This window comes from Pantoea sp. ICBG 828, from assembly GCF_002928355.1.
Classification (GTDB): Bacteria; Pseudomonadota; Gammaproteobacteria; order Enterobacterales; family Enterobacteriaceae; genus Pantoea; species Pantoea dispersa.
The window spans coordinates 33,086-55,527 of record NZ_POWN01000003.1 but is presented as its reverse complement, the minus strand read 5'-3'; the positions used below and the strand labels follow the sequence as shown (position 1 = coordinate 55,527).

Annotated in this window: 25 protein-coding genes; 8 read left to right on the top strand and 17 right to left on the bottom strand. The window is 58.9% G+C overall.

Features of this window, described 5'->3' with window-relative positions; all coding sequences use genetic code 11:
- The first annotated feature begins 10 nt into the window (after positions 1-10).
- A complete protein-coding gene (locus tag C1Y43_RS07975) occupies positions 11-307 on the top strand; it encodes a DUF2756 domain-containing protein (protein WP_058757576.1) in 297 nt (98 codons plus the stop codon).
- Here C1Y43_RS07975 and ugpQ read toward each other — a convergent pair.
- The 11 genes from ugpQ to C1Y43_RS23790 all read right to left on the bottom strand — a co-directional run bounded on the left by ugpQ (position 304) and on the right by C1Y43_RS23790 (position 10,883).
- Complete coding sequence (ugpQ, locus tag C1Y43_RS07970) at positions 304-1,047, bottom strand: glycerophosphodiester phosphodiesterase (RefSeq protein WP_104187819.1); 744 nt, start codon at positions 1,045-1,047, stop codon at positions 304-306. The two genes, C1Y43_RS07975 and ugpQ, sit on opposite strands and share 4 nt — an antisense overlap.
- A complete protein-coding gene (locus C1Y43_RS07965; protein ID WP_021508001.1) occupies positions 1,044-2,117 on the bottom strand; it encodes a sn-glycerol-3-phosphate import ATP-binding protein UgpC in 1,074 nt (357 codons plus the stop codon). The genes ugpQ and C1Y43_RS07965 overlap by 4 nt, the downstream gene beginning before the upstream one ends.
- Positions 2,118-2,960 (bottom strand): sn-glycerol-3-phosphate ABC transporter permease UgpE, encoded by an 843-nt coding sequence (gene ugpE, locus C1Y43_RS07960; protein WP_021508002.1) that lies wholly within the window; start codon positions 2,958-2,960, stop codon positions 2,118-2,120.
- The gene (gene ugpA, locus C1Y43_RS07955; protein ID WP_031279792.1) at positions 2,957-3,847 is read right to left on the bottom strand and encodes a sn-glycerol-3-phosphate ABC transporter permease UgpA; all 891 of its coding nucleotides are present in this window, start codon (positions 3,845-3,847) and stop codon (positions 2,957-2,959) included. Before ugpA ends, ugpE begins: the two co-directional genes overlap by 4 nt.
- Before the next feature lie 61 nt (positions 3,848-3,908).
- Positions 3,909-5,225, bottom strand: a complete 1,317-nt coding sequence (gene ugpB, locus C1Y43_RS07950) for a sn-glycerol-3-phosphate ABC transporter substrate-binding protein UgpB (protein ID WP_058757579.1) — start codon at positions 5,223-5,225, stop codon at positions 3,909-3,911.
- A gap of 392 nt (positions 5,226-5,617) precedes the next feature.
- Positions 5,618-6,331, bottom strand: coding sequence for a high-affinity branched-chain amino acid ABC transporter ATP-binding protein LivF (livF, locus tag C1Y43_RS07945; RefSeq protein WP_010615896.1), 714 nt, complete (start codon positions 6,329-6,331; stop codon positions 5,618-5,620).
- A gap of 1 nt (position 6,332) precedes the next feature.
- On the bottom strand, positions 6,333-7,100 hold the full coding sequence (gene livG / locus C1Y43_RS07940; protein WP_021508005.1) for a high-affinity branched-chain amino acid ABC transporter ATP-binding protein LivG: 768 nt from the start codon (positions 7,098-7,100) through the stop codon (positions 6,333-6,335).
- On the bottom strand, positions 7,097-8,368 hold the full coding sequence (locus C1Y43_RS07935; RefSeq protein WP_058780903.1) for a high-affinity branched-chain amino acid ABC transporter permease LivM: 1,272 nt from the start codon (positions 8,366-8,368) through the stop codon (positions 7,097-7,099). Before C1Y43_RS07935 ends, livG begins: the two co-directional genes overlap by 4 nt.
- Positions 8,365-9,291 (bottom strand): high-affinity branched-chain amino acid ABC transporter permease LivH, encoded by a 927-nt coding sequence (gene livH, locus C1Y43_RS07930; protein WP_010615899.1) that lies wholly within the window; start codon positions 9,289-9,291, stop codon positions 8,365-8,367. Before livH ends, C1Y43_RS07935 begins: the two co-directional genes overlap by 4 nt.
- Before the next feature lie 150 nt (positions 9,292-9,441).
- A complete protein-coding gene (locus C1Y43_RS07925) occupies positions 9,442-10,569 on the bottom strand; it encodes a branched-chain amino acid ABC transporter substrate-binding protein (protein ID WP_021508007.1) in 1,128 nt (375 codons plus the stop codon).
- A 140-nt stretch (positions 10,570-10,709) separates the two neighbouring features.
- The gene (locus C1Y43_RS23790; protein WP_158252660.1) at positions 10,710-10,883 is read right to left on the bottom strand and encodes a hypothetical protein; all 174 of its coding nucleotides are present in this window, start codon (positions 10,881-10,883) and stop codon (positions 10,710-10,712) included.
- An 89-nt stretch (positions 10,884-10,972) separates the two neighbouring features.
- Here C1Y43_RS23790 and panM point away from each other — a divergent pair, with 89 nt between their 5' ends.
- Positions 10,973-11,359, top strand: coding sequence for an aspartate 1-decarboxylase autocleavage activator PanM (gene panM / locus C1Y43_RS07920; RefSeq protein ID WP_021508008.1), 387 nt, complete (start codon positions 10,973-10,975; stop codon positions 11,357-11,359).
- A gap of 225 nt (positions 11,360-11,584) precedes the next feature.
- Here panM and rpoH read toward each other — a convergent pair whose 3' ends face one another.
- From rpoH to ftsY, 4 genes are all read right to left on the bottom strand, one after another.
- Positions 11,585-12,442, bottom strand: a complete 858-nt coding sequence (gene rpoH, locus C1Y43_RS07915; RefSeq protein WP_021508009.1) for an RNA polymerase sigma factor RpoH — start codon at positions 12,440-12,442, stop codon at positions 11,585-11,587.
- A gap of 240 nt (positions 12,443-12,682) precedes the next feature.
- Positions 12,683-13,669: a permease-like cell division protein FtsX gene (ftsX, locus tag C1Y43_RS07910; protein ID WP_058770000.1), complete on the bottom strand. Its 987-nt coding sequence runs from the start codon at positions 13,667-13,669 to the stop codon at positions 12,683-12,685.
- Positions 13,659-14,327, bottom strand: coding sequence for a cell division ATP-binding protein FtsE (gene ftsE, locus C1Y43_RS07905; protein ID WP_021508011.1), 669 nt, complete (start codon positions 14,325-14,327; stop codon positions 13,659-13,661). The genes ftsX and ftsE overlap by 11 nt, the downstream gene beginning before the upstream one ends.
- Positions 14,328-14,332: 5 nt before the next feature.
- Entirely contained in the window at positions 14,333-15,859 is a 1,527-nt protein-coding gene (ftsY, locus tag C1Y43_RS07900) for a signal recognition particle-docking protein FtsY (RefSeq protein WP_104187817.1), read from the bottom strand.
- Positions 15,860-16,090: 231 nt separating this feature from the next.
- On the opposite strand from ftsY, the gene rsmD reads away from it, so the two are divergent.
- Both rsmD and C1Y43_RS07890 read left to right on the top strand, forming a co-directional pair.
- The gene (gene rsmD / locus C1Y43_RS07895; RefSeq protein ID WP_104187816.1) at positions 16,091-16,690 is read left to right on the top strand and encodes a 16S rRNA (guanine(966)-N(2))-methyltransferase; all 600 of its coding nucleotides are present in this window, start codon (positions 16,091-16,093) and stop codon (positions 16,688-16,690) included.
- Positions 16,680-16,946, top strand: a complete 267-nt coding sequence (locus tag C1Y43_RS07890) for a DUF1145 family protein (protein WP_021313674.1) — start codon at positions 16,680-16,682, stop codon at positions 16,944-16,946. Before rsmD ends, C1Y43_RS07890 begins: the two co-directional genes overlap by 11 nt.
- Before the next feature lie 43 nt (positions 16,947-16,989).
- On the opposite strand, the gene C1Y43_RS07885 is transcribed toward C1Y43_RS07890, so the two are convergent.
- Complete coding sequence (locus tag C1Y43_RS07885; protein ID WP_021508014.1) at positions 16,990-17,346, bottom strand: DUF2500 domain-containing protein; 357 nt, start codon at positions 17,344-17,346, stop codon at positions 16,990-16,992.
- Positions 17,347-17,508: 162 nt separating this feature from the next.
- Here C1Y43_RS07885 and C1Y43_RS07880 point away from each other — a divergent pair, with 162 nt between their 5' ends.
- Complete coding sequence (locus C1Y43_RS07880) at positions 17,509-18,138, top strand: lysoplasmalogenase (protein ID WP_021508015.1); 630 nt, start codon at positions 17,509-17,511, stop codon at positions 18,136-18,138.
- A 92-nt stretch (positions 18,139-18,230) separates the two neighbouring features.
- Positions 18,231-20,498 (top strand): zinc/cadmium/mercury/lead-transporting ATPase, encoded by a 2,268-nt coding sequence (locus C1Y43_RS07875; RefSeq protein WP_104187814.1) that lies wholly within the window; start codon positions 18,231-18,233, stop codon positions 20,496-20,498.
- 18 nt (positions 20,499-20,516) lie between these two features.
- Here C1Y43_RS07875 and tusA read toward each other — a convergent pair whose 3' ends face one another.
- Positions 20,517-20,768: a sulfurtransferase TusA gene (gene tusA, locus C1Y43_RS07870; RefSeq protein WP_021508017.1), complete on the bottom strand. Its 252-nt coding sequence runs from the start codon at positions 20,766-20,768 to the stop codon at positions 20,517-20,519.
- Between the two features lie 304 nt (positions 20,769-21,072).
- Here tusA and C1Y43_RS07865 point away from each other — a divergent pair, with 304 nt between their 5' ends.
- Together C1Y43_RS07865 and C1Y43_RS07860 are read left to right on the top strand one after the other, a co-directional pair.
- Positions 21,073-21,738 carry a 7-cyano-7-deazaguanine/7-aminomethyl-7-deazaguanine transporter gene (locus C1Y43_RS07865; RefSeq protein WP_021508018.1) on the top strand — a complete coding sequence of 222 codons (666 nt, stop codon included), beginning with the start codon at positions 21,073-21,075 and terminating at the stop codon, positions 21,736-21,738.
- A gap of 115 nt (positions 21,739-21,853) precedes the next feature.
- Positions 21,854-22,411 (top strand): DcrB family lipoprotein, encoded by a 558-nt coding sequence (locus C1Y43_RS07860; protein ID WP_021508019.1) that lies wholly within the window; start codon positions 21,854-21,856, stop codon positions 22,409-22,411.
- The last annotated feature ends 31 nt before the right edge of the window (positions 22,412-22,442 follow it).

The window sequence follows — 22,442 nt, the reverse complement described above, 5'->3', positions numbered from 1 at the left end:
GAGGAACACCATGAAAAAATGGCTGATTGTTATCGCGGCACTGATGCCGCTGAGCGGCATGGCGAACATGCTGAACAACACTAACCAACCGAATCAACCCGGCTATAACCCAAGCCAGCAGCGGATGCAGACGCGCATGCAGGTCCAGCAGCAGCAACAGCAGCAGCAGTTGCGTCAGGATCAGCAGCAGCAAAATCAGGAGATGCAGCGTAAGCTGCAGGAGCGGCGCGATAGCGCCCGGCAGCGCGTGATTCAGTCGCAGCCGGGCCAGCAGAACAGCAATACACAAACGCAGTACGGCAATTAACGGAAGTCCGGGCCGATAGCATCAATGCGATCGGTACAGATGGCATCCACGCCCCAGCTCAGCAGCTCGCGCGCCCGCGCGGGCTGATTCACGGTATACACCAGAATACGCAGACCGGCGGCTTTAAGCGCGGCGGTGCGTCCGGCGTCCAGTAAGCGATGATTTAAATGGATGGAGACGCAGTCGAGCGCGGCGGTAAGCGTCTGCCAGTCGTCGTGCCACTCATCCAGCAGCAGGCCGCGCGGCAGCTCCGGCGCGGCCTGCATCGCCGCTTCCAGCGCCGCGTACGAGAACGAGGACAGCAGCGGTGCCGTTTGTCCCTGCCACAGCGTTCGTGCGGCCAGCGCCACATCACGTCCGGTTTCCACCTCTGTACCGCTGCTGGGTTTGATCTCAATGTTGGCCATCATCTGATGCTGGCGGCAGCGCGCGGCCACCTCGCTCAGCAATGCCAGCGGTTCACCGTCAAATTCACGGCTAAACCAGCTGCCGGCATCCAGCTGCGCCAGCTGCTGCCACGGCAGATCGCCCGCCACGCCCCAACCGTTGCTGGTGCGGTCCAGCGTGTCATCGTGCAGCAGGAAAATCTGCTTATCCTGTGACAGTTTGGCGTCGAATTCGATCATGGTATGACCGTAGTGCGCGCCGACATCAATCGCCGCCAGGGTGTTTTCCGGGGCCAGCTTGCCGCCGCCGCGATGCGCAACAATGTGCGGATAGGGCCAGTTTTTTACACTCATTCCAGACGCTTTCCATGGGTAGAATCGAAGAAGTGTAACGCATCTGGCGGCAGTTGTAGCCACAGGCTGCTGCCAGCCTGCGGCCGCTCGCTATGCGGCAAACGCACCACCAGCCGCGTGTTGCCAATGTGGCCATGCGCAAGATTGTCCGCGCCGAGGATCTCCAGCGTATCCACCACCAGCGGCACACCGCCGGCCTCACGACTGCTGAGCTGAATATGCTCGGGACGAATGCCGAGCGTCAGCGGACGGTTGGCCCATCGTGCTTTGCCGGCGCCGAGCGGCAGGCTGTTGAGCGCATCGAGCGTAAAGCGCGAGCCATCGCTATTGATCTGACCGGGTAGCAGGTTCATCGCCGGCGCGCCGATGAACGACGCAACAAACTGACTGGCCGGACGCTCATACACCTCCACCGGCGTGCCCACCTGCTCCACCACGCCTTTATTCATCACCATCACGCGCTGCGCCAGCGTCATGGCTTCAACCTGATCGTGCGTGACGTACAGGCTGGTGGTTTTCAGCCGGCGGTGCAGTTGCTGCAGCTCCAGACGCATCTGCACGCGCAGGCGCGCATCCAGGTTCGACAGCGGCTCATCAAACAGAAACACCGCCGGTTCCCGCACGATGGCGCGGCCCATGGCCACGCGCTGACGCTGGCCGCCGGAGAGCTCGCGCGGACGGCGCTGCAACAGGTGATCAAGCTCCAGACTGCGCGCCGCATCCATCACCCGCTGGGTAATCTGTTCCTTGCCCATGCCGCGGATCTTCAGGCCGTAAGCCATGTTTTCTCCCACCGTCATGTGCGGGTAGAGCGCGTAATTCTGGAATACCATGGCGATGCCGCGATCTTTCGGCTCCATGTCGGTGACGCGCCGATCATCGATGTAGATATCGCCCGACGTGACGCGCTCCAGCCCGGCCACCATGCGCAGCAGCGTCGATTTTCCACAGCCGGATGGGCCGACCATCACCATAAATTCACCGTCATTGATGGTGATGTTCAGCGGCTGAATGATTTGGTTTTTGCCGTCATACGATTTCGTCACGGTCTGAAGGGTTACCGCTGCCATCTATTTCTCACTCTCCACCAGGCCACGCACAAAAGCGCGCTGCATCACAAGCACCACCACCACCGGTGGGATCAGGGTTAATAACATCGCCGCCATCACTTCGTTCCACTGCGTCGGACCGCCGCTGGTGTTGATCATACTTTTCACCCCCGCCACGGCAGTGCTCAGGCCGGCATCGTTGATGATCAGCAGCGGCCACAGATACTGGTTCCAGCCGTAAATAAAGGTGATGACAAACAGCGCGGCGAGATTGGTTTTTGACAGCGGCAGCACGATATCCCAGAAAAAACGCATCGGACTGGCGCCGTCAATGCGCGCCGCTTCAATCAGCTCATCCGGCAGCGACATAAAAAACTGGCGGAACAGGAACGTGGCGGTCGCGGAGGCCATCAGCGGCAATGTCAGACCGCTGTAACTGTCCAGCATGTGCAGCGTGGAGATCACCTCCACCGTCGGGAAAATACGCACTTCTACCGGCAGCATCAGGGTGATAAAGATCAGCCAGAAAAACAGCGTGCGCAGCGGAAAGCGAAACCACACCAGCGCAAACGCCGAGAGCATCGACACCGTGATTTTGCCCACGGTGATGCCCAGCGCCATGATCAGGCTGTTCAGCATCATCAGGCCAAACGCCGCGCTGCCGTTGACGCCATCGCGCCAGATGTGGGTGATGTTGTCGATGAGATGCGGGCCCGGCACCAGCGTCATCGGCACCTGATACACCGCGTTGTTATCCAGCGTCGCGGCGACAAACGCCACGTACAGCGGGAACAGAATGGTCAGCACCCCCAGCGCCAGCAGCGTGTGGGCGAAGATATCCAGCCCGCGTCGGTTTTCAATCATTGGTATTGCACCTTACGCTCGACAAAGCGGAATTGCAGAATGGTCAGGCCGATAACCAGCAACATCAGCACCACCGACTGCGCGGCGGACGACGAGAGATCGAGTCCGGTGAAGCCTTCGCGGTAGATTTTGTAGATCAGCGTGGTGGTGGCCTGTACCGGCCCGCCGCCGGTGGCGGCATCGATCACCGGGAAGGTGTCGAAAAAGGCGTAAACCAGATTCACCACCAGCAGGAAAAAGCTGACCGGCGTAATCAGCGGCAGCGACAGATTAAAGAAACGGCGCACCGGTCCGGCACCGTCAATCGCCGCGGCTTCCACCAGCGATTTAGGAATGGACTGCAGCGCGGCAAAGAAAAACAGGAAGTTGTAGCTCATTTGCTGCCAGATCGACGCAAGTACAATCAGGAACATCGCCTGACCGCTGTTCTGCGCATAGTTCCAGTTGTAGCCAAGCTGGTTCAGCAGATGGCTGAACAGCCCCAGCCCCGGATTGAACAGGAACATCCATAGCACCGCCGCAACTACCGGCGCCACCGCATAGGGCAGCAGCAGCAGCGTCTGATAGAGCTTTTTCAGCCGGATAACGTAATCCACCAGTGCCGCCAGCAGCAGCGAGAATGTCATGCCGCATACCGTCACCAGCGCGCTAAACACGAGGGTGGTCCAGAACGAATCAAGGTAGTAGTCGTCACTGAACAGGCGGCGGAAGTTATCAAGGCCAACAAAGGTGCTGGAGATGCCAAACGGATCGATGCTTTGCAGCGAGTACCACAGCGCCTCTCCGGCGGGCCAGAGAAAAAAGATCGCGGTGATCGCCAGTTGCGGTGCCACCAGCAGATACGGCAACAAACGGGCGCGGAAAACCGGACGTGATGATGAGGACATAGCAGGCTCGTCAGAATGAGACAGCGGGACGGACTTACCCGTCCATCCCGCCATTACGGAGTTACTTCACTTGCTGTTCAAAGCGACGCAGCAGTTCGTTGCCGCGTTTCACCGCGTTGTCCAGCGCTGCCTGTGGCGACTGTTTGCCGGTCCACACGCCTTCCAGCTCTTCGTCGACGATGGTACGAATCTGCGGCATGTTGCCCAGACGCATCCCTTTGGTGAACGGCAGCGGATCTTTATTCAGCATCTGCCGCGTGGCGATGTCCGCGCCCGGGTTTTTGTCATAGAAGCCCTGCTGTTTGGTCAGCTCATAAGCCGCGGTGGTGATCGGCAGATAACCGGTTTTCTGGTGCCATTCTGCCGCGATATCCGGCTGGGCGAGGAACTTCATGAACTCCGCCGCACCTTTATAAGTCGCTGCATCTTTGCCTTTCATCACCCACAGGCTGGCGCCACCGATAATGGCGTTCTGCGGTGCGTTCGGCACAGTGTCATCGTACGGCATCATGCCCACGCCAAAGTTGAATTTGGCGTAATGCTTAATGTCGGCCAGCGAACCGGATGAGGCGGTGGTGATACCGCAGTCGCCGTTATAGAACTTGGACGTCGACTCATCTTTACGGCCAAAGTAAGTGAAATCACCTTTCTTATTCATCTCTTCCAGCAGCTGGATGTGGCGCACCTGCACGGGTTTGTTGAACTCCAGCACCGCGTCGGTACCGTCAAAGCCGTTGTTTTTGGTGGCAACCGGCAGGCCATGCCAGGCGCTGAAGTTTTCGATCTGAATCCAGCCCTGCCAGCCGCTGGCATAGCCGCAGCTCATGCCGGCTTTACGCAGCGCGGCGGCATCCTGCGCCAGCGCCTGCCAGGTTTTCGGTGGCTGATCCGGGTTAAGACCGGCTTTTTTGAACGCGTCTTTGTTGTAGTACAGCACCGGCGTGGAGCTGTTAAACGGCTGTGAGATCAGCTGGCCGTTGCTGTCGCTGTAGTAACCGGCAACCGCAGGAACAAACTGTTTCGGGTCCATCGGCACGCCGGCGTCTTTAAACACTTCATGCACCGGCACGATGGCTTTAGAGGCCATCATGGTGGCGGTGCCCACTTCGTAAACCTGCAGAATGGCCGGTGCCTTACCGCTGCGCACCGCAGCGATACCCGCAGCCAGGCTCTGCTCGTAGTTGCCTTTGTAGGTCGGAACGATTTTGTAATCCGGGTGAGCCTGGTTAAAACGCTGTGCCAGAGAATCGACTTCTTTGCCTAACTCGCCTTCCATTGAGTGCCAGAAAGGGATTTCGGTAGCAGCCAGCGCATTACCGCTGATCGCCAGACCGAGCAGCAGACTCATCAGGCGGGGACGAAGCGTAAAAGCGGACATAAGGGTTTCCTGTGCTTGTGGCGCGCGCGATATCACGCATTTTTTGTTCGCGAAGTAACATGACACGAGGAAATGACGGAAAAATAACAGGATTATGACGGGAATATGACGGGGTTAGTGCGCGCTGATGCCCTCACCCCGGCCCTCTCCCACGGGGAGAGGGAGATGAAAGGCCGTGCGTGCTGATGCCCTCACCCCGGCCCTCTCCCACGGAGAGAGGGGGATAAAAGGCGGTGCGCTGATGCCTTCTTCTGCAGGGCGAGAGAAGTCCGGGAGGATGCCAGGATAGCAACCTGGCCTGAAAAACGCTGCCGTACGGTTCCCTCTCCCGCGTGCGGGAGAGGGTTAGGGTGAGGGCAAATCACCGCACCAACGTCATGACCAAAGCCAGGTCAGGCGCCTAAATACGCGCTTCGCACCGCTTCATTGGATAACAACGCTTCACCGCTATCCTCCAGCACCACGTGACCGTTCTCCAGCACGTAACCACGATCGGCCAGCTTCAGTGCCTGGTTGGCGTTCTGCTCGACGAGGAAGATGGTCATGCCCTCTTTACGTAGCTGTTCGATGGTGTCGAAAATCTGCTGGATAATGATCGGCGCCAGACCCAGCGACGGCTCGTCCAGCAGCAACAGGCGCGGCTGGCTCATGAGCGCGCGGCCAATCGCCAGCATCTGCTGCTCACCGCCGGACATGGTGCCGGCGCGCTGCACTTTGCGCTCCGCCAGCCGGGGGAACAGCTGATAAACGCGCTCAATGCGCTCCTGATACTGCTGACGCGTCGCGAAAAAGCCGCCCATCGCCAGGTTCTCTTCCACCGTCATGCGCGAAAATACGCGCCGGCCTTCCGGTACGATGGCAATCGCTTCACGCATGATTTTTGCCGTCTGCCAGTCGGTAATGGTTTTGCCATCAAAGGTGATGGTGCCGCTGGTGGCGCGCGGTTCGCCACACAGCGTCCCGAGCAGCGTGGTTTTACCCGCGCCGTTAGCGCCAATCAGCGTCACGATTTCGCCCTGGCTGATGTGCAGATTAATGTTATGCAGTGCCTGGATCGGGCCATAGTGCGCACTGACGCCCTGTAAAGTTAAAATCGGGTTCGCCATGTTACGCCTCACCTAAATAAGCACGGATCACATCCGGGTTGTTACGCACTTCTTCCGGCGTACCGTTGGCCAGCGGCGTTCCCTGATTCACCACATAAATGCGGTCAGAAATGCCCATCACCAGTTTCATATCGTGTTCAATCAGCAACACTGTCACCTTGTGTTCGCCGCGCAGTTCAGCGATCAGCTCATCCAGCTCGTGCGTTTCGCGCGGATTGAGGCCGGCCGCCGGTTCGTCGAGCATCAGGATTTCCGGACGCGTCACCATGCAGCGGGCGATCTCCAGCCGGCGCTGCTGGCCGTAAGCCAGATTGCCGGCCTGGCGGTTAGCCAGCTCCAGCAGGCCAATGCGCTCCAGCCAGCTGGCCGCGCGGTCCAGCGCTTCGCTCTCGCCGCGCCGGAACGCCGGGGTTTTAAACAGCCCGGAGAACACGCCGCTTTTCAGATGCTGATGCTGCGCCACCAGCAGGTTTTCAATCACCGTCATCTCACGGAACAGGCGCACGTGCTGGAAAGTTCGCACCACGCCCATGCGCGCAATCTTCTGCCCCGGCAGGCCCTGCAATGGCTGATCGCGCAGTTTGATGGTGCCGCCCGTTGGCTTATAGAAACCGGTCAGGCAGTTGAATACCGTGGTTTTCCCCGCCCCGTTCGGGCCAATCAGCGAGACGATCTCCTGCGGATGCAGTTCCAGCGCCACGTTGTTGACGGCCAGCAGGCCGCCGAAGCGCATCATCAGGCCTTCAACGGCTAATAAAGGCTGACTCATGCCTGCTCTCCTTGTTTTGCCTGTTTCAGCTTCAGGTGCGGACGCTTCATCGGCAGCAGCCCCTGCGGACGCCAGATCATCATCAGCACCATCAACCCACCGAGCACCAGCATGCTGTACTCGTTCAAATCACGCATCAGCTCGCGCGACACCACCAGCAGAATCGCGGCCAGGATCACCGCCAGCTGCGAACCCATGCCGCCCAGCACCACAATCGCCAGCACAAACGCGGACTCGACAAAGGTAAAAGATTCCGGGCTGACAAAGCCCTGACGCGCGGCAAACAGCGTACCGGCGAAACCGGCGAACACCGCGCTGATGGTAAAGGCCGTCAGCTTGATGCGCGTTGGGCTGAGACCGAGCGAACGGCAGGCGATCTCATCTTCACGCAGCGCTTCCCACGCACGCCCCAGCGGCATGCGCAGCAGACGATTGATGACGAACAGCGTCAGCACCACCAGCAGCAGCGCCACCAGATAAAGGAAAATCACGCGGTGATTGGGATCGTACGCCAGGCCTGTCAGATCGTGGAAGGTGGTCCAGCCGCCTTCACTGACGCGCCGGCCAAATTCAATACCAAACAGGCTCGGCTTGGGAATCTGCGCGATTCCATTGGGACCGCCAGTGATTGATGTGCTGTTCAGCAGCAGAATACGCACGATCTCACCAAAGCCGAGCGTCACAATCGCCAGATAGTCACCGCGCAGCCGCAGCACCGGGAAGCCCAGCAGCAGGCCAAAGGCACCGGCAACAATGCCGGCCAGCGGCAGACTTTCCCAGAAGCCAAAACCGTAATAGTGATTCAGCAGCGCAAAGGTGTAAGCACCGATGGCGTAAAAGCCGCCGTAACCCAGCACCAGCAGGCCGGACAGGCCCACTACCACATTCAGGCCGAGACCGAGCATCACGTAGATCAGCGTCAGGGTGGCAATATCCACGCTGCCGCGCGACACGAAGAAGGGCCAGGCGACGGCGGCAACAATCACCAGCAGCATCAGCAGCTTTTGTTTTGGTGTCGAACCGTCAAAACCCGGTAGCACCAGCCCTTTGCCACTGCGTTTGAGCTTGCCCTGCAACAGCGGACGCAGCAGCTGGAATACAAACACCACTGCGCAGCCGAGGAAGATCCAGTTCCAGCGCACGGCGCCTGCATTCGCCACTACCAGTTTGGTACCGTCGAGATCGAGGCGCATACCCATAAAGAAGCTGGCGAGTACCAGCAGCATCACCGTGGAGACCACGGCGTTAACCAGACCGAGGCGTTTCATACTTTCTCCACCTCCGGACGGCCAAGGATACCGGTTGGCATCACCAGCAGCACCACGATCAGCAGCGCGAACGACACCACGTCTTTATATTCGGTCGACAGATAGGCTGATGTCAGCGCTTCCGCAATGCCCAGCACCAGGCCGCCAATCATCGCGCCCGGAATGCTGCCAATGCCGCCCAGTACCGCCGCGGTAAAGGCTTTCATGCCAGCCATAAAGCCGATGAACGGGTTAATGGAGCCGTAAAACTGCCCCAGCAGCACGCCAGCCACGGCCGCCATCGCTGCGCCGATCACAAAGGTCAGTGAGATGACGCGGTCGGTGTTGATGCCCAGCAGGCTGGCCATTTTCAGATCTTCAGCGCAGGCACGGCAGGCGCGGCCCATGCGCGAATAGCGGATGAACAGCGTCAGCGCCAGCATCGCGAGGAAGGTGACGACCCAGATAACCAGCTGCATGGTGGTGAGCGTGGCGGCAAAGCCGTTGCTCTCACCCAGCGTCCACTGGCCGGTGATCAGGCTGGGCAGCGCCAGATCGCGCGAGCCCTGCGTCAGGCTGACGTAGTTCTGCAGAAAGATCGACATACCAATCGCCGAGATCAGCGCGATCAGGCGTTTGGAGGAGCGCACCGGCTTATACGCCACGCGCTCGATGCTCCAGCCGTAGGCGCTGGAGATAATCACCGCCATCACGAACCCGGCGGCAATCATCAGCCACGAGGTGTCGATACCCATCATCATCAGGGCGGCAATCACGATAAAGGAGACATAGCTGCCGATCATGTACACCTCGCCGTGGGCGAAGTTGATCATGCCGATGATGCCGTAAACCATGGTGTAACCGATGGCGATCAGCGCGTAGGTGCTCCCGAGTGTGACCCCGTTGAACATCTGCTGAATGAAATAGAGAAACTGCTCGGACATAGTGAGGACCTGCATGTAAACGGGAAATCCCCGGTGCGTTCGACACCGGGTTAGGGTGAGAGCACCGCGTCGCAGCGCCTCATTCAGCGCGTGCGCGCGGTGCCGCACCCTGCCCTCGCCCATCAGGAGAGGGACAATTCAGGAGCGTGCTTACTTAACTGCGGTAGAAGAACCGTCTTTGTGCCATTTGAAGACGCCAAATTCGAAGCCCTTCAGATCGCCCTTCTGGTCCCAGCTCAGGTTACCCATCACGGTGGGCACCGGCGCACCCTCTTTCAGGTTTTTAGCAATCGCATCAGGCTCATCGCTTTTGCTGCGCTCAATGCCCGCCACCAGTGACTGAATAGCCGCATAGGTGGTCCAGACGAACGGGCCGGTTGGATCTTTGCGGTTTGATGCGCTGTTGGCTTTGATCGCGTCCACAATCGCTTTGTTGTCTGGCAGCTGGTCGTAGCGCTTCGGCAGCGTCACGTACAGGCCTTCAGACGCATCACCCGCGATGTTAGACAGGGAAGCGTTGCCGACACCTTCTGGTCCCATAAAGCCGGCTTTCAGACCGGCGGTTTTGGCCTGACGCAGAATCTGGCCCAGTTCCGGGTAGTAACCACCGTAGTAAACGAAATCGACGTTCTCTTTCTTCAGGCGCGCAATCAGCGTGGAGAAGTCTTTATCGCCAGCGGTGATCCCTTCGAACAGCACCACGTTGCCGCCTTTCGCCTTCAGGGTTTTCTGCACGGATTCCGCCAGGCCCTGACCGTACTGCTGCTTGTCATGCACCACGGCAATACGTTTTGGTTTGATCTGATCGAGGATGTAGTTGGCAGCGGTCGGGCCCTGATCGGAATCCAGACCGGTGGTACGCATCACGTCGGCATAGCCGCGCGCGGTCAGTTCAGGCGCGGTCGCCGCCGGGGTGATCATCAGAATGCCTTCATCGTTATAAATGTCTGATGCTGGCTGAGTGGAGGAGGAGCACAGGTGGCCGATAACGTATTTGATGCCGTCATTGACCACTTTGTTGGCCACCGCAACCGCCTGTTTCGGGTCACAGGCGTCGTCATATTCTACGCCGACCAGCTTGTCACCGTTTACGCCGCCTTTGGCGTTGATGTCCTTGATCGCCTGGGCCGCACCGGTGAACTGCATATCACCGTACTGCGCCACCGGGCCGGTTGCCGCACCGACAATCGCAATTTTGATGTCTTTCGCCAGTACCGCATGGCTCATCGCCAGCGCTACGCAACCCGCCAGTAATGCGCGTCCTTTACTCATTTTCATGCGAACTTCCCCATCTGTTGTGTCGTGTCTGTTGTGATTGGTTATTTATCTGCCAGTCAAAGAGCAAAACTGATTTGAGAATAATGAGTTAGCGCTCTTTTCTGGCATTTTTTGTTAAGAAGGCTTTATTTTTCAGGTTATTAAACAGGAACTTTCTTCTGTAAATCAACTGACATATTCAGTAAAAGCTGACGGGAACAGCAGATTACTCTGGTTTTTATGGCCGGTTTTTCACCACCAGGCCAGCGCGTTATGCTGGCTTTTTCAGCGATCGATGCTGGCTTACTCCACAATCCTGGCAAAGTGGCTGGCATTTGACCTCTTTTCATCGCAAAAAAGTGACAGCGCTCTGACTGTCTAAATTCGCTACACTAAGGCCTTTCTGCCAGTACAGGTAAGGGTTATGAAGCTCACTATTCAGCGCATCAGCACGCTGACACCGCAGGATCGACTGGATTTAGCCAAAGTCTGGCCGCAGCAGGATATCGCGCAGCTGGAAGCCAGCCTCAGTGAAGCGCAGCGGCTGTATGCAGCGCGCTTTAACGATCGCCTGCTTGGGGCGCTGCGGCTGGAGATTCGCGGCACGCTGGGCAAGATTACGCAGCTGGAAGTGCGTGAAGTCACGCGGCGGCGCGGCGTAGGGCAATATCTGCTGGAAGAGACGATAGCGCAGAACAGCGCGCTGGATCACTGGTGGGTTGCCGATGACGGCGAAGACGATCAGCGCGTACGCGCGGCGTTTATGCAGGCGTGTGGCTTTCGCGCGCAGAGCGACGGGTGGGTGCGTTGAGCGGCGAATTTACGCTGTGCAGAGCGGTGCGCATGAATGCGCCCTGCGAACGAGCGTACAGATTGCGTGGGATCGTGATTAACGATGCCTATGCATGCGTGTCCTGCAGGGACGTCATTCATGGCGACCGTGCTGTAATCCGCACAGGTCATACGTCGTCGCCGGTTATTGCGCGCATAAAAAAGGGCGACCCGCTGGTCGCCCCATTTATCTGTCAGCCGTTAATCAGGCTTCAATCGCCATACGCAGTTTCTTCATGGCGTTCTTTTCCAGCTGACGCACGCGCTCGGCAGACACACCGTACTGGTCAGCCAGCTCCTGCAGCGTGGTTTTGTTGTCATCATCCAGCCAGCGGGCGCGGATAATATGCTGGCTACGCTCATCGAGGCTCAGCATTGCATCGCTCAGCTTGTCAGCGGCGTGCGCATCCCAGTTATCCTCTTCAATGCCGTCGGCAAAGTCAGAGGTTTTATCCTGCAGATACAGCACCGGTGCCATCGGCTTGCCTTCGCCCGCATCGTCATCAGACGACATGTCGAAGGTCATATCCTGGGCCGCCATGCGCGACTCCATTTCCAGCACGTCTTTGCTGCTGACACCCAGCTCGCGCGCCACCATTTCGACTTCATCCTGATTGAACCAGCCGAGACGCTGCTTGGTTTTACGCAGGTTAAAGAACAGTTTGCGCTGTGCTTTGGTGGTGGCAACTTTCACGATACGCCAGTTACGCAGCACGTACTCGTGAATCTCCGCTTTGATCCAATGTACGGCAAATGACACCAGACGCACCCCGACTTCCGGGTTGAAGCGACGCACCGCCTTCATCAGGCCGATGTTACCTTCCTGGATCAGGTCCGCCTGCGGCAGGCCGTAACCGGAATAGTTACGAGCGATATGAACAACAAAGCGCAGGTGAGACAGGATCAGCGTCTTAGCTGCATCCAGATCGCCCTGGTAATGCAGCCGCTCAGCCAGTGCTTTTTCCTCTTCTGCCGTTAATACCGGCCAGTTGTTAGCAGCCCGGACGTAAGATTCCAGGTTGCCCAGAGGAGCAATCGCTAAAGTTTGCATTTCTTTGGTCATTCAAACCCTCACAAATTCAATGGACTTGCTGCTCGTTTCCCTGCGCAGCCGTTACATTATGTCAACGACGCGTGAAAACCAAAAGCAATCTGTGCTACTTGGACGTCAAAGTTATCCACAAGTTCAATTATAGCAGTGAATATTTTACACACAGATGACGGCGGGGGAAATCGGAGAAATCCTCTGCTCCCAGGTCGTCGGCAGCAGAGGAAGAGTATATCAAAAAATCGTTGCTATGGGTTACTGCGGCGTAAAACGACGTAAATGTTGCACCGTCGCCAGCCACGCGGCAATCCAGCCGATGATGGCCGCGATTAACAGCAGCAGCAGACCTTCATCCCACGAAAAGCCCTCCAGCGCGAAGCTGGTACCGAAGACGGAGGCGACCTGCGCCACCACCGACTGCAGGCGCAGCACCAGCACTTCCGACAGAATCAGCGACAGCACCGCACCGCTGAAACCGAGCAGCGCGCCGCCGTAGAGGAAGGGCCGCAGAATAAAGCCATCGGTCGCGCCAATCAGCTTCTGCACATTGATGGTGTCGCGCCGGGCAAAAATGCTCAGACGCACGCTGTTGCCAATCACCAGGAACACCGCCACCACCATCAGCAGGCCGATCATTGACGCCACCTGCCCCACCAGCCCGGTGAGTGCGGCTAAACGCGCAAACCAGCTGTCATCCATGCGCACCTCATCCACGCCCTGCACTTTCGCCACGCGATCGCGCAGATTGGCCATGGTATCGGAGTTCTGGAAGTTCAGCTTCGGCGTGATGATCGCCACCGCCGGCAGCGGGTTCTGCTCCAGCATATCCATCGCACCACCAAAGCCGGACCAGTTGCGGAACTCGCTTTGCGCCTCTTCACGCGTCAGGTAGTTCACCTTGTCCACGCCATCGAGTTTTTTCAGTTCGGCGGTCACGTTCTCTGCCGCCGTGTCATCCAGCGCTTTGTCGAGGTAAACCGTCAGCTGCGGCGCCGGGTACCACTGTGCGGCGGCCTGGCTGACGTTTTTCCACACCATGTAGCACACGCTGGGCAGCGTCAGCGAAATCGCGATCACCATTACCGTCAGCAGCGTCGCCAGCGGCTGACGATACATGTCGGACAGCGTACCGCGCCACGCGTAGCGCCACTGCTCCTGCCAGCCGCCCTTCAGCGCTTTGCTCTTTGACGGCTGCTTCGCCGCTTTCGGCGCAGCCGGACGCTTGTTACGTTTATTGACCATCGTGGCCTCCGTGCAGACGTCCCTGATTAAGCGTCATCACGCGATAATTGCGGCGTGCGATCAGCCCGATGTCGTGCGTCGCCATCAGTACCGTAACGCCCACGCGGTTGAACTCTTCAAACAGGCGCAAAATATCTTCCGACAGCGCGTTATCGAGGTTACCGGTCGGTTCATCCGCCAGCAGCACGGCCGGTTTATTCACTACCGCGCGGGCAATGCCGACGCGCTGCTGTTCACCGCCAGACAGCTGAATCGGATAACTTTTTGCTTTGTCGAGCAGGCCGACTTTGTCCAGCGCCGCCGACACGCGACGGCGAATATCCTCGCCGCTGGCCCCGGAAATAATCAGCGGGATCGCCACGTTGTCGTAGACCGAACGATCCATCAACAGGTGGTGATCCTGGAAAATCATGCCGATCTGGCGGCGCAGGAAAGGCACTTCGCTGTGACGCAGCCGGGAAATATCGTGACCGCTGAACCAGATTTGCCCGGCGCTCGGGCGCTCAATGCCACAAATCAGCTTCAGTAAGGTACTTTTCCCCGCGCCTGAGTGGCCGGTCAGAAACGCCATCTCACCGGGACGCAAATGGAAATCCACGCCCTGCAGCGCCTGGCGTCCTCCCAGATAAGCCTTACTGACCTCTTCAAAGCGAATCATGCCAATTATTCCTCTCGGGCAAACAGTGCCTCAATAAAGTCGGCGGCCTTAAACGGCCGTAAATCTTCGATGCCTTCCCCGACACCGATATAACGAATCGGAATGCCAAACTGATCGGCCACCGAGAAGATCACGCCACCTTTTGCGGTGCCGTCGAGCTTGGTCAGGGTGATACCGGTCAGGCCGACCGCTTCGTGGAACAGCTTCGCCTGGCTGATGGCGTTCTGGCCGGTGCTGGCGTCAATCGTCAGCATCACCTCATGCGGTGCCTCTTCGTCCAGCTTCTTCATCACGCGGGTGATTTTCTTCAGCTCTTCCATCAGGTGCGCTTTATTCTGCAGGCGGCCGGCGGTATCGGCGATCAGCACGTCAACGTGGCGCGATTTCGCCGCCTGGATGGCATCAAAAATGACCGACGCGGAATCCGCGCCCGTATGCTGCGCGACCACCGGAATATTGTTGCGCTGGCCCCAGACCTGCAGCTGCTCTACCGCCGCCGCGCGGAAGGTGTCACCCGCCGCCAGCATGACGGACTTGCCCTGCGCCTGATACTGACGCGCCAGCTTACCGATGGTGGTGGTTTTACCCACGCCGTTAACGCCGACCATCAGGATAACGAACGGTGTTTTGCCCGCCACGTCCAGCGGAGCATCGACCTTTTCCAGAATGCCGGCCATTTCAGCCTTCAGCAGGCCATACAGCGCTTCGGCATCGCGCAGCTGCTTACGGCTGGCCTGTTGCGTCAGGCTGGTGATGATGCGGCGCGTCGTTTCCACGCCGACATCGGCAATCAGCAGCTGCTCTTCCAGCTCTTCAAACAGCTCGTCATCGATTTTTTTGCCGCGGAACAGGCTGATAAAGCCGGATCCGAGGTTTTCACGCGTTTTGACCAGGCTGCGTTTCAGGCGGGCAAAGAAGCCCTCTTTGGTGGGGCGCTCCTGCTCCTGGGCCACAATCGGCGCGGCCGCCAGCGGCAGATCGCTCACGGTGTCTGTCGCCACGCGCTCTTCAGCCGCGTCTTCGGCGTAGGTTTCCGCTAACGCCAGCGCTTCCAGTTCTTCATCGCTCAGCGGTGCGTCTGCGTCCTCTGCGTCCTCTGCGTCCTCTGGCTGAGGCTCCCCAGATAAAACCGGTGCTTCAATAATCAGTTCTTCAGCCTGCGGCTCCTCTTCAACCGGCATCAGCTCCGGCTGCGGATGATCTTCCGGCAGTACCTCTTCTTCAATCGCGCTGACGGCAGCGATTTCTGCGTCATCAGCGTTAGCGTCGGATTCGGCTGCGGTTTCTGCTTCCGCAACGGGATGCGTTTCAGCGTCGGCGTGAACCGGCGATTCGGCCTGCTGTTCTGCCACCTGTTCAGTGACGATCACGGTTTCGGCGGCCTGCGCTTCGGCGCTTGCTAACGCGCTCTCTTCAGCGGCGGGTGCCGGTTGATCGGTCGGCTGCTGCTGCGCCTGCTCTTCCGCTGGCTGCTGCTCTTCTTTGCCAAAGCCCAGCCAGGAAAAAAAGCCGCGTTTTTTCTCTTTTGCCATTGTGTGACCACACTCCTCGATGGCTTATTCCCGGTAGCACGCTGTTCCCAGGGGATAAAAAATTCACTTTTTCGCGCGTGAGCGGCGTAAAAATCAGGCAATTACGTCCGCTTTATCAACTTAGTAGTCTAACACTTTCCTGCCAGCGCACCACAGCACCCTTTTTTAACGTTTCTTCTGCCTGCTACGCCCGTTAAACTACGCAACAAATTATGACGAGTTGTGAGCGAAATGAGTAAATCCCCCCGCAACAGCGGCGCGGCAGGCCAGATTCGCCTGATTGGCGGACAGTGGCGCGGCCGCAAATTGCCGGTGCCGGACAGCGCCGGCCTGCGCCCGACCACCGATCGCGTGCGTGAAACGCTATTCAACTGGCTGGCGCCGGATATCCAGCAGGCGCGCTGCCTCGATTGCTATGCCGGCAGCGGCGCGCTGGGCTTAGAAGCGCTGTCGCGCCATGCCGCCTCCGCAACCCTGCTGGAACTGGAACGTCACGTGGCGCAGCAGCTGACGCAAAACCTGCACACGCTGCGTGCCACCAACGCCAGCGTCGTCCAGACCAATACGCTGCAGTGGCTGAGCCAGCCCGGCGAGCCATTCGACGTGGTGTTTGTTGATCCGCCGTTCCGCAAAGGCCTGCTGCAGGAGACACTAACGCTGCTGGAGAACAATGGCTGGCTCGCCGCCCACGCGCTGATTTATGTTGAAAGCGAAGTGGAGCACGGCACCCCGCTGGCACCGGCTAACTGGGATCTGTATCGCGAGAAGATTGCCGGTCAGGTGGCCTATCGCCTCTATCAACGCCAACAGGAGACCGATGATGTGGCTTAATCTGGGACGTTTGCTGATGATTTGCGTCTGGGCATTTCTGCTGCTTAACCTGGTGCATCCCTTCCCGACGCCGCTGCGCTACTTTGTCCATGTTGCGCTGTTCTTTATGGTGGTGATGCACGGCCTGCAGCTGGTGCTGCTGCGTGCCACGCAACCGAAGGAAGCGCCAAAGCTGAGCCGCGCCACGCAGGCGAAAATCTTCTTCTTTGGCGTATTTGAACTGCTGGCGTGGCAGAAAAAGCACTATCCGTCGTAACGCAAGGCAGCGCGCGCGGCTTCAGCCCCGTGCGCTTTAGCGTCTATTGCGCCGGGGTAAAGCTGACAAAGCGCGTGCCCTGCATTTTCAGCTCGCCCTTCACGCCTTTGTCCATCTGGTGATAATCGCTGGCGCTGACGTTGACCTTAAAATCACCGGCGCCGTTCAGCGGATGGAACCAGGCTTCATACTTCATCTCTTCCGCCACAATCTCTTCGCGCTGACGCGAACGGCGATTGGGGGCCGGAAACTCTCGCTTGGTTTTCACTTCCACACTCATTGAGCGCACCGGTGAAGCGTCGTTGACCGCGGCTTCGCGGCGCTGCTTGATAAACTGACGGGTTGCCAGGATGGCAATTACAGCCAGGACGATAAAAAAGATTAGCGGTGGTTTGCTCATGTTTTCTCTCGCACTTTACGTCGGGGGTTAACAGATAAAAGACGCCAAAGCATACAACCAGAGTTGCCCGATTGTCACATTTGCCGCCAGTAACTTAAACTGAGATCGCGATTTTGGGAAAATTCATCAATGTGGGCGACACGTTCACAAAAGGGAGAAAAAATGCTTTGGTCTTTCCTTGCAGTCCTTTTTTCCGGTTGGCTGTATGTCGATGCCTCCTACCGCGGCCCGCAGTGGCAGCGCTGGCTGTTCAAACCCGTTACGCTGCTGTTGCTGGTTGCCTGGGCGTGGCAGGCTCCCACGCTTAACACCACCGACTACCTGATTCTGGCTGGCCTGGTCGCTACGCTGGTGGGCGATGCGTTAACCCTGCTGCCGCGTCAGCAGATGCTGTATGCGCTCGGCGCCTTTTTCCTTTCGCATCTGCTGTACACCATCAGCTTTGCCGCGCACATGACCATGAGCTTCTTCTGGCCGATTCCGCTCACCTTCCTGGTGATTGGTATCATTGTGATCGCCATTATCTGGTCAAAACTGGATACGCTGCGCTGGCCGATTTGTACGCTGATTGGCATGACGCTGGTGATGAACTGGATGGCGGCGGAAAATTACTTCTTCCGTCCGACCGATTACAGTTTCTCGCTGCTGGTGGGTGCCGTGCTACTGTTGCTGGCTAACATCGTGTGGTTTATCTCGCACTATCGCCGCCGCTTCAGCGCTGACAGCGCGATTGTCGCCGCCTGCTACTTTGCCGGTCACTTCATGATTGTGCGTTCACTGTGGCTGTACTGAAAAAAGTGACCTCACCGCTTGACTCTGGAGTCCACTCCAGAGTGTAGCATGCAGACTGCGGGCATCGGCCCGCTTCTGCAACCGGAGGTCACATGCATCAACATGCCCACTCTTGCCGCTGTGGCAAATCACACCGTCAGCCAAAACCGCTGTGTGCGGTACGCAGCGTTCAGCCTGCATCCCTGAAGATTTCCGCCGCGCAGCCGGTGGCCGCGTCCAGTGATTGCGGCTGCTGCACCAGCGATGACGATAGTCCCGGCGGCGGCGACGCCGACAGCGACAGGCGCGCATCCGCGTCCTATCAGTTCCGCTGGCAGATTGCCGGCATGGACTGCCCGAGCTGCGCCCGCAAAATCGAAACCGCCGTGCAAAAGCTGCCGCAGGTCGCCAGCGCGCGGGTGATATTCGCCAGTGAAAATCTGCTGGTGGAGGCGCACAGCGATATTCGTCCGGCTATTGAACAGGCCGTTAACCATGCCGGCTTTAGCCTGAAATCCACAGAGAACCCCGCACCGACGGCGCGCCGCTGGCGCGATAATGCCTCGCTCATACTGCTCACGCTGTTGATGATTGCCAGCTGGCTGCTGAGCCAGCTCACGCCGCTGTGGGGCGATCGCCTGTTTGTGCTTACCACGCTGGTCGGTCTGGCGCCGGTAGCCCGCAGCGCATGGCAGGCCATACGCAGCGGCTCACCGTTCAGCATTGAAACCCTGATGACCCTCGCCGCCGCGGGCGCGCTGGTGATTGGCGCCCACGCCGAAGCTGCCATGGTGCTGCTGCTGTTCCAGCTGGGAGAACGGCTGGAAGCCTATGCCGCCGCGCGGGCGCGCCGTGGCGTCACCGCGCTGATGGCGCTGCGTCCGGACACCGCCACGCGCGTCAATGGCACACAGCGTGAGCAGGTGGCACTGGCGGCGCTCAAGCCCGGCGATGTGATTGAAGTGGCGGCAGGCGGTCGTCTGCCCGCCGATGCCGAGCTGCTGCACGCCAGCGCCAGCTTTGATGAAAGCGCCCTGACCGGCGAATCGCTACCGGTGGCCCATCAGCCGGGCGATGCCGTGATGGCAGGCGCCACCAGCGTGGATCGGCTGGTGACGCTGCGCGTGACCTCACAGCCGGGCCACAGCGCTATCGACCGCATTCTGCAGCTGATTGAAGAGGCCGAAAGTCACCGCGCGCCGGTGGAGCGTTTTATCGATCGCTTCAGCCGCCTTTACACGCCGGCCATCATGCTGCTGGCACTGCTGGTGATGGTGCTGCCGCCGCTGCTCGGATTCGGCGCCTGGCTGCCGTGGATCTACAAAGGGCTGACGCTGCTGCTGATTGGCTGTCCGTGCGCGCTGGTGATCTCCACGCCTGCCGCTATCACTTCCGGCCTGGCGGCGGCGGCTCGCCAGGGCGCGCTGATTAAAGGCGGCGCGGCGCTGGAACGCCTCAGCCGGGTGCAGGCGCTGGCGTTTGATAAAACCGGCACCCTGACCGCCGGTAAACCGCAGGTCACCGACGTGCAGCCGTTTGGCGCGGATGCACAGCAACAGCTGCTCAGCCTTGCGGCCGCCATTGAGCAGGGCTCCGGCCATCCGCTGGCGCGGGCGATAGTGGCGGAAGCACAGCGCCAGCAGCAGGTGATTCCGCCGGCGCAGCATCAGCTAACGCTGGCCGGCAGCGGCATTCGCGCGCAGATCAACGGCGTGATGCATCAACTGCTGGCACCGCGTGATGCGGCGGCGCTGAATGACGCGCAGCAGCAGCAGATTGCACAGCTGGAGGCACAGGGCAAAACTGTGGTGGTGCTGTTGCGCGAAGCACAGCCGATCGGGCTGCTGGCGCTGCAGGATTTGCTGCGCGAGGAGGCGCGCAGTGCGCTGGCGGCGCTGCAGGCGCTGGGAATTCGCAGCGTGATGCTGACCGGCGATAACCCGCGCGCCGCCGCCGCGATTGCCGCCGAACTCGGCATCAGCTATCGCGCCGGTCTGTTGCCTGCGGATAAGGTAGCCGCCGTGCGTGAACTGGGCGAGCAACAGCCGCTGGCGATGGTCGGCGATGGCATCAACGATGCGCCAGCCATGAAGGCCGCAACGCTGGGGATTGCCATGGGCAGCGGCACCGATGTGGCGCTGGAAGCGGCCGATGCGGCTCTGACGCAGAATAACCTGGCGATTCTGCCGCGCACCGTGCAGCTGGCACGCCGCACGCGCGCCATCATCCGTCAGAATATTGCGCTGGCGCTGGGGCTGAAGGCGATTTTCCTCGTCACCACGCTGCTCGGCTTTACCGGCCTGTGGCTGGCAGTGCTGGCCGATTCCGGTGCCACCGCGCTGGTCACCGCCAACGCACTGCGCCTGCTGCGTCAGCGCTGAGGCGGGCGGATGCCGCGGTCAGGCATCCGCGCCTTTCTGGATCAGATACTGGTACGGCAGGCTCTCGGTCTGCTGTGCCAGCAGCTGATGCTCCATAAAGCGGCAGAAGCCGGGAATATCACGCGTGGTCGCCGGATCGTCGGCGATGATCAGCAACGTTTCGCCCGCCTGCATGGTACGCACGGTTTTGCGCACCATCATCACCGGCTCCGGGCAGCGCAGCCCAAGCGCATCAAGCGTATGGTCCGCAGCGGAAAAAGGATCGCTCATGATTCTCTGTCTTTATTCAGGGTGGGCGCTCATTCTAACGCGCTACAGCGCGCGCGCAAGGCGAGAACGATTGCGCTAAAATTAACCATTGCATTTGTTGCGCAACACGCTAAGATGCCGTCCGATTTTTTAATGTTACTGCCAATTCCTCAAAATAATTCAGGTTTTAGGAAGGCGGCAAGCCTGCTCACCTCAGGAGCTTACTGAAGTAAGTGACTGGGGTGAGCAGGCGCAGCCAACGCACATAAAACCTGAAGTATGAAGAGGATGGGTTCCCTCACCCCATTTTTAAAAAAAGGCCTTTATGATCAACTTCTCTGCTCGTCAGCGCATGCATGCGCTATTCTGGCTATCGCTGTTTCACCTGCTGGTGATTACCTCCAGTAACTATCTGGTGCAGCTGCCGGTCGCGATTTTCGGCTTCCACACCACCTGGGGTGCGTTTAGCTTCCCGTTTATTTTTCTCGCCACCGATCTCACCGTGCGTATTTTTGGCGCACCGCTGGCACGGCGCATTATCCTTGCGGTGATGATTCCGGCGCTGTTTATCTCCTACATCGTGTCGTGTGTGTTTTATCAGGGCGCGTGGCAGGGCTGGGCCTCGCTGCAGGAGGTCAATCTGTTCGTGGCGCGTATCGCCTGCGCCAGCTTTATGGCCTATGCGCTGGGGCAGATTCTTGATGTGCACGTGTTCAACCGCCTGCGTAAACTGCCGCAGTGGTGGATTGCGCCTGCCTGTGCCATGTTCCTCGGCAATATCAGCGATACGCTGGCCTTCTTCTTTATCGCCTTTTATAAGAGTCCGGACCCGTTCATGGCCAGCCACTGGGTGGAGATCGCGCTGGTGGATTACAGCTTCAAAGTGCTGATCTGCATGGTTTTCTTCCTGCCTGCTTACGGTGTTCTGCTCAATGCGGCACTTAAGCGCCTGGCGGAACGTTCGGCTCAGCGCCAGATGAATTTCGGCTAATTGAACGTAGACGAAACGCCACGGCACGCTAAGATTTCCTGACAAAGCGCTGATTGCTTTTAAGCACCGATTCCGTTTTGATAACGGCTGATGGAAACCTTACGAAGGGATAAGAATGCGTAACTTAGTGAAATATGCGGGCATCGGCCTGCTGGTGTTAGGCCTGGCGGCGTGTGATCAGAAGAAAGACGACACGGCGGCAAACAGCAACGGCGCCAGCGCCAGTCAGTCAGCACAGACAGTAAACCTGATGGACGGTAAGCTGAGTTTCAGCCTGCCAGCAGGCATGTCAGATAAGAGCGGCAAGCTGGGTTCGGAATCCACCAATATGCACGTGTATGCCGATGAAACCGGCCAGCGCGCAATTATCGTGATTGCGGGCGATCCGACCAGTGAAGGACTGGATGCGCTGGCTCAGCGTCTGGAGCAGCAGCAGCGCAACCGCGATCCGCAGCTGCAGGTGGTGTCGAATAAAGCGGTGACGCTGAAAGACCAGCCGGCACAGCAGCTGGATACGGTGATTTCCGCCAATAACCAGACCTCCTGGTCCTCGGTTATTCTGGCGAAGGTGGACGGTAAACTGCTGACACTGCAGATCACCCTGCCCGCCGACAATCAGCAGCAGGCGCAGAGCGATGCCGATGCGATTGTGAAGAGCATTACCCTGAAGTAAGTTTGCACCAACGGTAGCGGCGCGATTTATC

Bases quoted from the DNA above. Each gene is read 5' to 3' on its own strand.
- C1Y43_RS07975 (WP_058757576.1), top strand. From the start codon at position 11: ATGAAAAAATGGCTGATTGTTATCGCGGCACTGATGCCGCTGAGCGGC.
- ugpQ (WP_104187819.1), bottom strand. From the start codon at position 1,047: ATGAGTGTAAAAAACTGGCCCTATCCGCACATTGTTGCGCATCGCGGC.
- C1Y43_RS07965 (WP_021508001.1), bottom strand. From the start codon at position 2,117: ATGGCAGCGGTAACCCTTCAGACCGTGACGAAATCGTATGACGGCAAA.
- ugpE (WP_021508002.1), bottom strand. From the start codon at position 2,960: ATGATTGAAAACCGACGCGGGCTGGATATCTTCGCCCACACGCTGCTG.
- ugpA (WP_031279792.1), bottom strand. From the start codon at position 3,847: ATGTCCTCATCATCACGTCCGGTTTTCCGCGCCCGTTTGTTGCCGTAT.
- ugpB (WP_058757579.1), bottom strand. From the start codon at position 5,225: ATGTCCGCTTTTACGCTTCGTCCCCGCCTGATGAGTCTGCTGCTCGGT.
- livF (WP_010615896.1), bottom strand. From the start codon at position 6,331: ATGGCGAACCCGATTTTAACTTTACAGGGCGTCAGTGCGCACTATGGC.
- livG (WP_021508005.1), bottom strand. From the start codon at position 7,100: ATGAGTCAGCCTTTATTAGCCGTTGAAGGCCTGATGATGCGCTTCGGC.
- C1Y43_RS07935 (WP_058780903.1), bottom strand. From the start codon at position 8,368: ATGAAACGCCTCGGTCTGGTTAACGCCGTGGTCTCCACGGTGATGCTG.
- livH (WP_010615899.1), bottom strand. From the start codon at position 9,291: ATGTCCGAGCAGTTTCTCTATTTCATTCAGCAGATGTTCAACGGGGTC.
- C1Y43_RS07925 (WP_021508007.1), bottom strand. From the start codon at position 10,569: ATGAAAATGAGTAAAGGACGCGCATTACTGGCGGGTTGCGTAGCGCTG.
- C1Y43_RS23790 (WP_158252660.1), bottom strand. From the start codon at position 10,883: ATGCCAGCCACTTTGCCAGGATTGTGGAGTAAGCCAGCATCGATCGCT.
- panM (WP_021508008.1), top strand. From the start codon at position 10,973: ATGAAGCTCACTATTCAGCGCATCAGCACGCTGACACCGCAGGATCGA.
- rpoH (WP_021508009.1), bottom strand. From the start codon at position 12,442: ATGACCAAAGAAATGCAAACTTTAGCGATTGCTCCTCTGGGCAACCTG.
- ftsX (WP_058770000.1), bottom strand. From the start codon at position 13,669: ATGGTCAATAAACGTAACAAGCGTCCGGCTGCGCCGAAAGCGGCGAAG.
- ftsE (WP_021508011.1), bottom strand. From the start codon at position 14,327: ATGATTCGCTTTGAAGAGGTCAGTAAGGCTTATCTGGGAGGACGCCAG.
- ftsY (WP_104187817.1), bottom strand. From the start codon at position 15,859: ATGGCAAAAGAGAAAAAACGCGGCTTTTTTTCCTGGCTGGGCTTTGGC.
- rsmD (WP_104187816.1), top strand. From the start codon at position 16,091: ATGAGTAAATCCCCCCGCAACAGCGGCGCGGCAGGCCAGATTCGCCTG.
- C1Y43_RS07890 (WP_021313674.1), top strand. From the start codon at position 16,680: ATGTGGCTTAATCTGGGACGTTTGCTGATGATTTGCGTCTGGGCATTT.
- C1Y43_RS07885 (WP_021508014.1), bottom strand. From the start codon at position 17,346: ATGAGCAAACCACCGCTAATCTTTTTTATCGTCCTGGCTGTAATTGCC.
- C1Y43_RS07880 (WP_021508015.1), top strand. From the start codon at position 17,509: ATGCTTTGGTCTTTCCTTGCAGTCCTTTTTTCCGGTTGGCTGTATGTC.
- C1Y43_RS07875 (WP_104187814.1), top strand. From the start codon at position 18,231: ATGCATCAACATGCCCACTCTTGCCGCTGTGGCAAATCACACCGTCAG.
- tusA (WP_021508017.1), bottom strand. From the start codon at position 20,768: ATGAGCGATCCTTTTTCCGCTGCGGACCATACGCTTGATGCGCTTGGG.
- C1Y43_RS07865 (WP_021508018.1), top strand. From the start codon at position 21,073: ATGATCAACTTCTCTGCTCGTCAGCGCATGCATGCGCTATTCTGGCTA.
- C1Y43_RS07860 (WP_021508019.1), top strand. From the start codon at position 21,854: ATGCGTAACTTAGTGAAATATGCGGGCATCGGCCTGCTGGTGTTAGGC.